The sequence below is a fragment of the Actinomadura sp. KC216 genome, assembly GCF_004348535.1.
GTDB lineage: Bacteria > Actinomycetota > Actinomycetes > Streptosporangiales > Streptosporangiaceae > Spirillospora.
Window position 1 is genome coordinate 1 of sequence record NZ_SMJX01000030.1, and the last position, 12227, is coordinate 12227.

Here is a 12227-nt window from a genome sequence, read left to right on the forward strand (position 1 = left end):
GGTGGGTCGCGGGGCTGCTGGGGTTGGGCGTTGATGCGTTGCGCTCGGCGAGCTGGACTTCCAGGATGATGATGCGGCAGGCGGCATCCAGAGCGGTGCCTTGGTTGACCAGATCCCGGGCGCGTTGGGCCAGCGCAGCTGGTAGCGGGAGTAGCGGCGATGGCCGCCGGCCGAGCGTTGCGGGACGAACAGCCTGGCGGTGTCCAGGCTGCGCAGGAACGCGGGGTTGACGCCAAGGATGTCGGCGGCGCGGCCCATGCTGTATGCGGCGTAGTCCTCGTCGTCCAGCTTGTCGTTCAGGCTGTTGCCGAGCTTGTTGCCGTTGACGGCCATTTTCAGGGTCGGGTGTGGCTTGCTTGGTGGACTGTGATCGCCAGATCGGCCGTGGAGTAGATCGGCAGGACGCGCGTAAGCCCGGTGGTCCGCAGCGTCTCGCGGATGCGTGGGATGACCGCCGCCAGGACCAGGGTGCGGTTGGGCTGGCTGCCGGGATGGCCGTCGCCAGTGCCGTGTACAAGTCGGTGCGCTGCGGTCAGCACGCTCAGCCCGCTGGAATCGATGAAGCTCAGCCGGGCGAAGTCCAGCACCAGGTGGTCGGCGCCCTCGCCGAGCACGGCGGCCAGGCGTTCACGCAACTGCGGGGCGGTGGCGACGTCCAGCTCGCCGTTCAAGGTCACGATGGCCAGATCCATGTGGTCCGGATGGAACCGGCTTTCCACGATCAGAGCCATGACGGCGAACGAGGCTAATCGGGCCGCGTGAGGGCGTGTCTGAGGGTGGGGCTGAGGGCGATGTGCTGATCCAGGCCGGTGCGCTCCAAGATGCGACGGCACACTCCCGAAGGCCGGGAGACGACCAGGCTCCTGCGGCGAATGCGGACGGACCTCCAGACGGTGATCACGGCACCCAGACCGGAGGAGCCACAGAAGTGGACCTGGGCCAGATCCAGGATCACCCGGGAAGGGCAGGCCGGGTCGGCGATCAGGGCCTGGACGTGGTCGCGCAGCCGGTCGGCGCCGCGATGGTCGATCTCGCCGTCCAAGTAGACGATTACGGCGTGGCCGCGCTGTTCGGTCCGGATACCTAGCAGGTCGGCAGGAGCCGGGGCGGCAGCGGCCGCGGCCGACCGGGTCAGCCTGGGAGAACCAACCGTCAACACAATCTGTCACCTCCGCAGATGAGACGACGTGCTTACCCGCAGGAAGAGGTTCATAACTCGCTGGCCGGATACGGTCGAGTGTGACGGTAATGCACTGGGCACACTTCCGTCGTCCTGTTTCCGGCCACCTGCTGCTTGTTCGGGTCCGCTCACGCATTCACCGGAATGTGCGCGCTCGGACTTGGCGCAGTGGGGTCGTCGCCGCAGGTTGGCCGGGAAACTGGCGCCCGCGTTCAACGTCTCCGAAGGCGCGTCCATCGGTACGGCGTCAGGCATGTTCCAGCAGGTCAGCAGGGAGACATCCAAGGCTGCGGCTACTAGATATAGCCATCGAATCTCAGCGGTGGATTCCAAGAGTCATGTTTATCGCTCGCCGAACCGGGCATATGTGGGCAAAACTCTATTAGTATCCACTGCGTTCAAGGACCGTCAGTACCATCTGCGGTCAAGGCCAAGTTGCCGTTTTTTCAGCCTGCGGCAGGCTGGTATGTCATACCGCTGCGCATAGCCGCTGTCACACCTATCCTCGCCGCCCTGGCAGCGTTCTCCTAATACACACTGCAGGCGACGCTCAGTTCCGTTCACGACAATGGCCAAGCTGGCGGGAACATGGCCTTGCTCATGCGGCTGGGAGCGCCCGCTGCGGCTGACCTTGCTTGGCGGACTGGTGTCGCCGGCGATCGAGACGGCACGAGGTCTGCTGGTCACAGGCCGCGCCTTCGACATCGAGGATGTCGCCTGATCAGACGCAAACCTCTCGCCTGATCCGCGGAAGCAATTGATCCACCGGCGCTTGCGCTCATGATCTACGCGCTCCAGGGGTCGCGCGACGAAGTGCTCCATGCCGCCTCCAGCTTCGTGCCGGCCAGCCTCGCCTTCACCGGGGTGCCACGTGACCGCAACGAACGCGCGGCGCTGATGGCCCTGGCCCGCCAGCGACCTCTTCGACTGGGAACGTCCTTGGCCCCCATGCCACCCACGGCAATCCGCCAGGAACCGAGCGTCAACAGGCGGCGCCGAAGCTTTCACATCCCGCTCCACCGGTTCCGCGCCTAGGAGGAGGTCGATCGCCTCTTCGACGTCTGAGCCATCTCCGCCCCATGAGGTCGTGAGGGGGCAGGGATGGCAGTCGTCGTCAGCCGAGCAGGAAGGCGCGTGCTTGTTCGGCGACCGGTTCCGGTGCCATCCAGAACGCGGAGTGGTCTTGGTCGGGCAGGGTCAGCACGGTGGCGTTCGGTAGGAGTGTGGCCAGCGCGTTGGCGCTTTGGCGGATGAAGGCCTCGCCGTTGCCGCCGACGGCCACCGCGACCGGCGCGTCGATCGACCAGCGGTCGGTGGGCAGTGGTTTGCCGTCCTGGAGCCCGCGCATTATCCGGCCGTCGTAGGTGTAGGTGTGGGCGTATTTGGCCATGGCGTCCCAGGAAGGGTCCTGCTTCATCGCGGGAATGTACTCGGCGGGGACACCGATCATCTCGGTCATGAAGTACTCGACGGCCTCGCTGCGCTTGCCCGCCGCGATCAGCGCTTCCTGGTGTTCGAGGTAGTCGGCGGGCGCCGGAGCGCGGGAGTCATCAACGATGAAGGGCGGCTCGTACAGGTAGAGCCCGGTCACCTTGCCGCCCAGCGCGCTGGCGGCGTCGAGGGCGAGACCGCAGCCCCCCGATCCGCTGGTCAGGGCCGCGGAGCCGCCTGCGACGTCGATCAGTGCCGCGATGTCGTCGATCTCGCGTGCCGGGTCGTAGGGCTGGGGGTCGCCGCTGGCGCCGCGCCCGCGGCGGTCGAAGCTGATGACGGTGAAGTGTTCGGACAGCGCCCGCGCGACGCCCGAGACGCCGGTGTGGTCCTCGGCGACGTTGCTGATCACGATGATCGCGGGGCCCGAACCGGTCTTCTGGTAGGCGATGGTGGTGCCGTCGGCGGAGGTGACGGTGCGAAGGTCGGACATGATCGTCTCTCTTTCGGGTGAAGGTGTGTCGGTGTGCGGGGCGTCCAGCAGGTCGCCGAGCCGGTCGAGGGCTTCGGCGTAGCCTTCGGCCATCTGGAGCTCGACTGCCCGCTGTAGCGCCTGGCCGTCGGGGAATCCGGCCGTGACCTCGACGGTGCAGCCGGTGCCGGCCGGTGCGAAGGTGACCGCGGTGGGGAAGGTGCCCGTGCCGTCGGGTCGCCACGCCTGGTCGGCGAACTCGTCGTCGTAGCGCAGCTCGGTGCGGGCGACGACCGCCTTGTAGGTGGCGATGCTGCGGACCGGGGCGGCCGAGCCGTCCACCGGCGCGATCTGGAACCGCCAGCGTCCGCCTGGGCGCACGTCCATCTCGTACACGGTCGCGGCCCAGCCCTGCGGGCCCCACCAGCGGGTGATCGCCTTGGGATCGGTCCAGGCCCACCACGCGCGCTCGACGCCGGCGGCGTAGGTGCGGCTGATATGGATGGTGTTGCTCGACTTGTCGATCACAATGCCGTCCGCGGTGCCTTCGGGCATGTTCAACCTCCTTGCGGGTTCGCCGTGTCGGATGCGCAGGCGTCGTCGTCTTCGAGGAAGGCGCCGAGGCGGTCCATCCGCTCCGACCACAGGGCGGCGAATCCCTGCGTCCAGTCGCTCAGCTCGCGCATCGCTTCGGGGTGCAGCCGGTAGATCCGCTGCTGGGCCCGTTTGGTCACCTCGACGACGCCCGCCTGGGCGAGCAGCCGCAGATGCCGGGACACCTGCGGCTGGCCCAACCCCAGCGCGTCGACGATCGCGCCCACCGAATGCGGGCCGTTCCTGAGCAACTCGACGATCCGAAACCGGTTCGGCTCGGAGATCGCCGTCATTCGCTGTTGCACGCTGTTGACCACGCCTCGAAGATACATGAGCACATATATATGTGCAAGTGTATATAGCGAGGTTGTGGGCCCTGCCGTTGGACGCGGTCATGTGGGGTTCGCGCATGGTCCCGGCCTGCGTGGCGGGCGGGACGTGGCGGGCAGGGCGTTGCGGGGGCGCTGGCGCGCGTCGCTGATCTCGGGCCGGGGGACCCGGGCGTCCTGCTGTATGGGCGGGGCGGCCATCTGGAGACCTTCGCGCGCAACCTTCCTGCGCTTCCGTGGCCGGACGCCGAGCGACCGCGATCGGCCTGCTCGGCCATGGGCTCACCGGACGGTCGCCGTCCGATTCCTACACGGGTGCAGGCGTAGGACCGATCACGTCCTCGTCGTCCCGCCCGCGCTCGGCCTGGACGCCGCCGACCTCGTCGCGCCAGTCCCTGGGCGGCCGGGCCGCCGCGCTGGCGGCTTCGCGTGCGCAGGATCGGCGCGACCGCGCCCTAGGCGTCGCGGTCGCCGAAGCCATCGGCGACCGCAACGCACTCCTGCTGCACCGGCACAGCTTCGCTCACCAAACCCAGTTGGGTTGGTTGTTCAGGCGGCGGTGTCTGGTGGGGTCCAGGAGAGGACGTCTATGGCGCCGTTGGTGCCGTAGGAGCCGAGGCCGTTGATGTTCTTGGCGAAGATGTAGTTGTGGACGGTGGTGATGGGCACGAACCAGGCCTGGTCGAGGACGGTCTTGTTCAGGTTCTGGGCGGCGGTCTTCTGGTGGCCGGTGGGGGCGGTGGCGAGACCGGTGAAGGCGCGGGTTATCTCGGGGTTCCGGCTCTGGTAGGGGTTGAGGGGTGAGGCGGCGCCGGCGAAGTTGAACAGGGCGCTGGCGAACATCGGGTTGGCGAGGCGGAACGTGGTGGCCCCGTACTTGTGGGAACCGAGTTCCGCGACGTACTTGTTCAGGTCGTTGCCGACGTTGGTGATGGTGGCGCGGACGCCGACCTTGGCGAGCTGGGCGACGATGGCCTGGGAGACCACGTTGAGGCCGAAGGTCGAAAGGTCGACGATCTTCACTTCGAAGCCGTCCGGGTAGCCGGCGTCGGCGAGCATCTTCTTGGCCTTGGCGGGGTCGTGGGGGTAGGTCTTCTCGAGTGCGGGGTCGTGGCCGTCGGTGCCTTGCGGCGCGAGCTGGCCGGTCGGGTGGTAGCCGGTGCCGAGGGCCTTGGCGAGGGCGTTGCGGTCGATCGCGTGGTTGAGCGCTTGGCGGACCTTCTGCTCGCCGAGGGCGGGGACGGTCCTGCCGTTCCGGTCCAGGAGGTAGAGCGAGATGACGCCGGGGTCTCCGCTGAGGACGGTGGCGCCCATGCCCTTGGCCTGGGTGCTGAGGGTCGCGGTGGCGTTCAGGTCGACGTCGATCTGACCGCTGTTGAGGGCCTGGAGGGCGGAGTTCGGGTCGCTGATGACCTTGATGACGACCTTGTCCCAGCGCTGGGCGGACGGATCGTGGTAGTTCGGGTTCTTCACCAGGGTGTAGTGGTCGCCGGCGACGGTGGCGGAGGTGTCGAGGGTGTAGGGCCCGGCGCCGAACGTCCTGGTGGTGAGCTGCCCGGGGTTCTTCAGCCCGGCGGGGCTGATGACGTCGCCCCAGTTGACGAGCTGGCTGAACACGTAGGGGAGCATCGGGTTGGGGGAGGACAGGTCGACGCGGACGGTCCGCCCGCCGGTCGCCTTCGCGCCGGTGATGCCGGTGAGGAACGGGCTCATCGAGCCGGGGGTCTTCAGGTAGTAGTTGATGGTGGCGGCGACGGCGGCGGGGTCGACGGTCGTGCCGTCGGCGAACTTCACGCCGGGGCGGAGGGTCAGCTCGAACCTTGTGTTGCCCGTGCCGACGTACTTCCACGAGGTGGCGAGCGCCGGAGCGAAGGTCCCGTCGGACTTCGCGCGGATCAGGGGCTCGTACGTCAGCCAGTGCACGATGCCCTGGGCTCCGGAGCCGTTCTGGCCGGGGTTGAGGCTTTCGGGCGGTGCGGGCAGCGCGACGGTGAGGGTGCGGTCGGTGGGGGAGCCGCCGGCCGCTGAGCATGCGGTGAGGCCGAGGGCGGCGATGGTCAGTGCCGTGACAACGCGCTTCATGGCGCGGTCCTCTCAGGGGTCCGTAGTTCCCGCCGCAGCCTTCTGCGGCGGGCCTGTTCCTGCGGGTCGGCGACCGGTGCGGCGGCCAGCAGCGCCCGCGTGTAGGGGTGGGCGGGGTTCCCGCAGATCTCGGTGACCTCGCCGGTCTCGACCAGGCGTCCTCGGCGGAGCACGGCGACGCGGTCGGCGAGGTGGCGGACGACGGCGAGGTCGTGGGTGATGAACAGGTAGGCCAGGTCGTGGCCGGCCTTGAGGTCGGTGAGCAGGTTGAGCACCTGGGCCTGGACGGACAGGTCCAGGGCGCTGACCGCCTCGTCGCAGATGATGAGCCGGGGTTCGGGCATCAGCGCGCGTGCGATGGCGATGCGCTGGAGTTGCCCGCCGGAGAACTGGCCCGGGTAGCGGGCGGCGGCCGATCCGTCCAGGCCGACCGCTTCGAGCTTCTCCGTGACCCGGCCCGCGTCGTGCTTGCCGGGGAGCGTCTCGGCGACGGTCTGCCCGATCGTCCTGCCGGGGTTGAACGACAGGTACGGGTTCTGGAAGACGACCTGGACGTGCCGGGCGAGTTCGCGGCGCGACAGCAGGCCGATGTCGCGGCCGTCCAGCCGGATCGAGCCTTCGCTGACCGGTACCAGCCGCAGGATGGCCTTGCCGAGCGTCGTCTTGCCGGATCCGGACTCGCCGACCAGGCCGACGGTCTCGCCGGCGCGGATGTCGAGCGACACCTCCGTCAGCGCGGGTGCGGGACGCGGCCGCCGCCGTCCGGCGTAGCGGACGCTGACGTCGCTCACCTCGATGAGTGGTTCGGGCATCGGTCAGCCTCCGGGTGTGGGGTGCAGGCACCGGTAGGCGGCGGCGCCGTCCGGGGTGAGCGGCACCGGCGCCGCGGCGCAGTCGGCGCCGGCCCGGAGGCAGCGGGACGCGAAACGGCAGCCGTCCGGCCGGTGTCCCGGTGCGGGGACGGAGCCGGGCAGGACGGGCAGGTGCCGTCCGGGGGTCCCGGCGGTGGGGTCGGCGGACAGGAGCGCGCCGGTGTAGGGGTGGCGCGGGCCGGTGAAGATCCGGTCGACGGTGGTCTGCTCGACGACCTGGCCCGCGTACATGACCACGGCGCGGTCGCAGGAGTCGGCGACGACGCCCCAGTCGTGGGTCACCAGGACGAGCCCCATCGCGGTGTGCTCGCGCAGGTCGCGCAGCAGGTCGAGGATCTCGGCCTGGACGGTGACGTCCAGGGCCGTGGTCGGTTCGTCCGCGATGAGCAGGGCGGGTTCGCCCGCCAGCGCGCGGGCGATCGAGACGCGCTGCGCCATTCCGCCGGACAGTTCGTGCGGGTACTGGCGCATGACCGTGCCGGTGCGCGGCAGCCGTACCCGCTCCAGCAGTTCGGCGGCCTTCTGCCGGGCGGCGCGGCGGCTGAGGCCGGTGTGGTGCCGGACGACCTCGGTGAGCTGGGCACCGACGGTGAACAGGGGGTCGAGGCCGGCGACCGGATCCTGCCCGATATAGGCGATGGCGCTCCCGCGCAGCCGCGCCATCTCGCGCTCGGTCAGGGCGAGGAGGTCCCGTCCGTCGAAGCGCAGGGCGGAGGCGGTGACGGTCCCGCCCGCGGGCAGCAGCCGCATCAGCCCGGACACCGCCATGGTCTTGCCGCAGCCGGATTCGCCGACGAGCCCCACGGCCTCGCCCGGGTGGACGTCGAAGCTCACGTCGTCGACGATCGTCACGCTTCCGGCGGTGTCGCGGAGCCGCACCGACAGGTCCCGCACCGACAGCAGGGCGTTCCCGTCCGGCCGCGGGGTGTCCGCCTGTCCCGCCTGCCTTCCCGTGGAGACGCGGGTCCGCATCCGCCGCCACGACAGCGGTTCGGCGGACGCGCGGTCGTCGGCGGCGTCCCGGACGGCGTCGCCGAGGACGCCGAGCGCGAGCGCGGTCAGCACGATCACGCCGCCGGTCGGCACCAGCATCCAGGTCTGGCGGAAGATCGCCTGGGACGCTTCGGCGATGAGCCCGCCCCAGCTCGGCCGCGGCGGTTGTACGCCGAGGCCGAGGTAGCCGAGGGACGTCTCGATCAGCAGCGCGGCGCCGGCGATCAGCGAGGTGATCGAGATCGCGGGGCCGGAGACGCGGGGCAGCACGTGGCGCCACAGGATCCGCGGGGCGGACAGGCCGGCGACGCGCGCGGCGACGACGTACGGCTCGTCCCGGACGTCCCGGGTCCCGGCCCGGACGACGCGGGTGAGACCGGCCGAGGTGAGGAACCCCAGCGTCACCATCGCGGCCGACTCGTTGTGGCTGAAGATCGCCAGGATGGCCAGCAGGATCACCACGGACGGCACCGACAGCAGCAGGTCGCAGAACCGCATGACGACCCGGTCCGCGAGCCCCGGGCCGTACCCGGCGACGAGCCCGAACAGCACGCCGAGGACGGCGTACACGGCGACCGCCTCGGCCACCACGAGCAGGCTGACCCGGCCGCCGTGCAGGATGCGGCTGAGCAGGTCGCGTCCGAGCTGGTCGGTGCCGAGCCAGTGGTCCGGCGTGGGCCCGCTGTAGACGGCGGTCAGGTCCTGTTCCTGCGGGTCGTAAGGCGCGACCAGGCCGGCCAGGGCGCAGGCGAGGACGATCAGCACGAGCCACCCGGCGGACAGGTATCCGGCGGGACGGCGCAGCACGCGGGAGATCACGAGGCCACCGCCCTCGGCATCAGCCAACCGGACACGAGGTCGGTGAGCAGGTTCACCACCACGACCAGGACCGTGAAGTACAGGACGACCCCCTGAAGGACGGGAAGGTCGTGCTGCGCCGTCGCGGACACGGCGAGCGGGCCCAGGCCGGGCAGCGCGAACAGCTGCTCGACGACGATGGAGCCGCCGAGCATCCCGATCAGCACGACGCCGAAGACGTTGACGACGGGCAGCGCCGCGTTCTTCGCCGCGTGCCTGAAGATGATCGACCGGGCGGGCAGGCCGTTGGCGCGGAGGGCGCGGATGTAGGGGCGGCCGAGGACGTCCACCATCGCGCCCCGGACCTGCTTGGCGATCATCGCGATCCCGCCCACCGCCAGGCACACGGCCGGGAGGACCAGGGACCGCGCCCAGTCGGCCGGTGACTGGGCGAAGGGCACGTATCCGGTGACCGGGAACAGGCCGAGACTCACCGCGAACACGACCACGAGCACCAGGCCGAACCAGGGCTGCGGGACGCTCATCCCGATGACGGACGCGCCGTCCAGGATCCGCCCGGTGGCGCCGCCGCGCAGCGCGCCGGCCATGCCGACGGCGACGCCCGCGACGGCTATCACGAGGGCGGCCCCGGCGAGCAGGCAGAGGCTCACGCCCAGCCGCGCGTTCAGCGCGGACGCCACCGGCTCCCCGGTGAACAGCGAGTTCCCGAGGTCGCCGCGGACCGCGTGCGCCAGCCACGTCCAGTACTGCTCGGCGAGCGGCCGGTCGAGCCCGAGCTGCTCCCTGACCTGCCGGTAGGCGGCGGGGTCGGTGTTGGTGCCGAGGATCGTCCGGGCGGCGTCGCCCGGCGTCAGCCACGACAGCGTGAACGTCAGCGCCGACAGGACGAGCAGGAGCGGGACCGACCAGAGCAGCCGCCCGCCGATCATGCGCAGCACGGCCATCACTCGTCCGGTCCGGCGGGCAGCGAGACGGTCGTGCCCGGCAGCAGGACGGCCTGCGCCGGGGCCGCCGACTCGTCCGCCCGGACGAGGGTGAGCCCGACGCGGAGCCGGTCCCCTTCGGCGAGCCGCAGGTGCACCGGGTAGATCTCCACGTGCAGCGTGACGGGGACACCGGGTTCGACCGGGTCGGCGTGGGTGTGCGCGTGCCAGGGCACGACGATGCCGCCGGCCTCGTCGCGGGCGCTGCGATGGTCGTCGACGGCGCGGTGGGACGCGCGGAGCCGGCCCTCGGTGATCGGGAGGACCTGCCCGTCCGGGCGGACGACCGACAGCCGCGCGTGCGCGTCGAAGTCCTCGCAGCCGTCCGCGCGCACGACCGCCCGCAGCCCGACCGGGCCGAGAAGCCGCGCCGGCGCCTCCGCCGCGGGAAGCTCGAACACCGTGGTCTCGCCCCACATGCGCATCCCGGACTCGGTGACCAGGTCGACCATCGGATCGACGTTCGACGGCGGCGGCATCGGCGTCGCCGACAGCGCCGGCGCGATCGGGACGGGGTGTTCCGCATCGACGGGGCGCCACCGGAACCAGGGGATGTTACCGGCCTCCGGGAAGTCGCCGCGGGTCTCCCAGCCGTCGGTGCCGACGCACGACAGCCGCACGTTGGCGCCTTCGGCGGAGGGGTCGGGGCCTTCGCCCCGCAGCCAGTGGTTCAGCCACCCGGCGAGCTCGTCGCGCTGCTCGTCCGACAGGAACGGATCGTGGCTCCAGGGGCCGACGACGAGCCGTTTGGGGCAGGTGACCTGCTGGAACCCGCGGACGGTGCCGCGCAGGAAGTAGTCGTACCAGCCGCCGAGGAACAGCGCCGGCACCTCGATCGCGGACAGGTCCGGGTTGCTGCGGTGGAACAGTCCGGTGTCGAAGTCCTCGCCGAGGATCTCGCCGTAGAAGTTCTCCAGGCCGCGCCGCCGCGTCTCGGCGCGCTGCGACGCCAGGAACGCGCGGGCGCCCCATGCGGTGTGGGACGGGATGCCGCCGCGCTTCCACATGTCGCGGTAGAAGTCGATGGGCGCGATCCAGGGGGCGATGCAGCGCAGGCTCTCCGGGCGGCGCGCGGCGATGAGGAGCTGGTTGAGGCCCGAGTACGAGCCGCCGATCAGCGCGGTCCGGCCGTCGCAGAACGGCTGCCGGGCCGCCCAGGCGAGCAGCTCCACCCCGTCCTCCACCTCGCGGGGCGCGAGGATCCCGTGGTAGGGGCCGGACGAGCCGCCGATCCCGCGCACGTCCGCGATGAGCACCTCGTACCCCTCGCGGATCGGGACCTGGAGCAGTTCGGCGTGCATGAGGGCTTCCTTGCGGTACGGCGTCATGACGACGACCGCCGGGGCCGGACCGCCGCCGGGGGCCGCGTACCGCAGCACCGACAGGGTCGCCCCGTCGCTCATCGGCACGTCGACGTGCTCCGGGCTCGGTAGCGGGAAGGTGATCGAGGGCATGGTGAACTCCTCGCATGGCCCTGTAACGGGCAGGTGGGGATGGCGCCGGGACCCTTCAGGGCGGGTGGCGCAGGGAATGGTGTGAGGTCAGGTGTCGAGCGGAATGGGCGCGGGGCGGCGGCCGGTCAGAAGAACCAGGACTGCGGCTGGTGGCCGCGTCCGGTGAAATCGCCGAACCGGCCGCCGAGGAAGGCCAGCGGCGGGCCGTCCCGGTCGCACGTGCGCCGCACCGCACCGAACACCACGACGTGGTCGCCCGCCTCCACGCGGCGGTCCACGGTGCATTCGAGGTGCGCGAGCGCGTCCGGGACGACCGGGACGTCGTGCTCGCCGTAGGTCAGCGGCAGCCCGGCGAAGTGGTCCTCGCCGCGTCCGGCGAACCGCAGCGCGATGGGCTCCTGGCGGGCGGCGAGGATCGAGACGGCGAACCGTCCCGACTCGGCGACCGCGACGGCGGTGCGGGCGTGCGCGCCGAAGCAGACCAGCAGCAGCGGAGGCTCCAGCGAGACCGAGGTCAGCGAGTTGACGGTCATCCCGTGCGGGTCGCCGCGCCCGTCGAGCGCGGTGATGACGGCGACCCCGGTGGCGAAGCGCCCCATCACGCGGCGCATCGTCGCCGGATCTGCGGCACGGCCCATCGGACCGGCGAGAGCGGACATGGCGTTCCCCATCTCAGAGGCGGTAGCGGACTTCGAAGGTGAGGCAGCCGTCCTCACTGCGCCACGGCCCGTGCTCCATGCCGGGCGGGCGGCAGGCGTACATCCCCGCGGTGAACGTCTCCCCGAGCCGCAGGTCGGTGATCGATCCTTCGAGGATGTAGACCTCCTCCCAGAAATCGTGCGCCTGGACGCCGTTCGGCGTGGTGTCGGTGCCGGGCTCGAAGCGCAGCATCCGGGTCGCGACGCCGCACGCGGCGTCCGCCGCGAGGATCCGCTCGGTCAGCTGCGGGACGTCCCCCTCGCACGGCGCGAAGCCGATCGTGTCGGCGGGGAAGAACTCGTGTTCGGGCTTGGCCATG

12 protein-coding genes and 1 pseudogene are annotated in these 12227 nt (G+C 70.8%); 2 read left to right on the forward strand and 11 right to left on the reverse strand.

The features are described from left to right. Both E1264_RS07895 and E1264_RS07900 read right to left on the reverse strand, forming a co-directional pair. Window positions 1-333: pseudogene (locus tag E1264_RS07895) on the reverse strand (MerR family transcriptional regulator); the annotation flags it as partial. 2 nt (window positions 334-335) lie between these two features. Next, a complete protein-coding gene (locus E1264_RS07900; RefSeq protein WP_132171127.1) occupies window positions 336-731 on the reverse strand; it encodes an STAS domain-containing protein in 396 nt (131 codons plus the stop codon). A 197-nt stretch (window positions 732-928) separates the two neighbouring features. Between E1264_RS07900 and E1264_RS45175 the strand changes: the two genes are divergently transcribed. Next, on the forward strand, window positions 929-1087 hold the full coding sequence (locus tag E1264_RS45175; protein ID WP_243710814.1) for a hypothetical protein: 159 nt from the start codon (window positions 929-931) through the stop codon (window positions 1085-1087). A 661-nt stretch (window positions 1088-1748) separates the two neighbouring features. Then, window positions 1749-1901, forward strand: a complete 153-nt coding sequence (locus E1264_RS43205; RefSeq protein ID WP_165964064.1) for a hypothetical protein — start codon at window positions 1749-1751, stop codon at window positions 1899-1901. Window positions 1902-2294: 393 nt separating this feature from the next. Here the strand turns inward: E1264_RS43205 and E1264_RS07910 are convergent, their stop codons facing one another. The 9 genes from E1264_RS07910 to E1264_RS07950 all read right to left on the reverse strand — a co-directional run bounded on the left by E1264_RS07910 (window position 2295) and on the right by E1264_RS07950 (window position 12226). After that, complete coding sequence (locus tag E1264_RS07910; protein WP_132171129.1) at window positions 2295-3638, reverse strand: alpha/beta fold hydrolase; 1344 nt, start codon at window positions 3636-3638, stop codon at window positions 2295-2297. A gap of 2 nt (window positions 3639-3640) precedes the next feature. Next, complete coding sequence (locus E1264_RS07915) at window positions 3641-3994, reverse strand: metalloregulator ArsR/SmtB family transcription factor (protein ID WP_207935783.1); 354 nt, start codon at window positions 3992-3994, stop codon at window positions 3641-3643. Window positions 3995-4555: 561 nt separating this feature from the next. Beyond that, window positions 4556-6088, reverse strand: coding sequence for an ABC transporter substrate-binding protein (locus tag E1264_RS07920; RefSeq protein ID WP_132171133.1), 1533 nt, complete (start codon window positions 6086-6088; stop codon window positions 4556-4558). Next, complete coding sequence (locus E1264_RS07925) at window positions 6085-6900, reverse strand: ATP-binding cassette domain-containing protein (RefSeq protein ID WP_132171135.1); 816 nt, start codon at window positions 6898-6900, stop codon at window positions 6085-6087. Before E1264_RS07925 ends, E1264_RS07920 begins: the two co-directional genes overlap by 4 nt. A 3-nt stretch (window positions 6901-6903) precedes the next feature. Then, window positions 6904-8799 (reverse strand): dipeptide/oligopeptide/nickel ABC transporter permease/ATP-binding protein, encoded by a 1896-nt coding sequence (locus E1264_RS07930; RefSeq protein ID WP_132171137.1) that lies wholly within the window; start codon window positions 8797-8799, stop codon window positions 6904-6906. Further along, a complete protein-coding gene (locus E1264_RS07935) occupies window positions 8769-9716 on the reverse strand; it encodes an ABC transporter permease (RefSeq protein ID WP_132171139.1) in 948 nt (315 codons plus the stop codon). Before E1264_RS07935 ends, E1264_RS07930 begins: the two co-directional genes overlap by 31 nt. Further along, entirely contained in the window at window positions 9716-11209 is a 1494-nt protein-coding gene (locus E1264_RS07940) for a CocE/NonD family hydrolase (protein WP_132171141.1), read from the reverse strand. The genes E1264_RS07935 and E1264_RS07940 overlap by 1 nt, the downstream gene beginning before the upstream one ends. 125 nt (window positions 11210-11334) lie before the next feature. Then, window positions 11335-11868, reverse strand: a complete 534-nt coding sequence (locus tag E1264_RS07945) for a flavin reductase family protein (RefSeq protein WP_132171143.1) — start codon at window positions 11866-11868, stop codon at window positions 11335-11337. A gap of 13 nt (window positions 11869-11881) precedes the next feature. Beyond that, the gene (locus E1264_RS07950) at window positions 11882-12226 is read right to left on the reverse strand and encodes a cupin domain-containing protein (protein WP_132171145.1); all 345 of its coding nucleotides are present in this window, start codon (window positions 12224-12226) and stop codon (window positions 11882-11884) included. Between the last annotated feature and the right edge of the window lies 1 nt (window position 12227).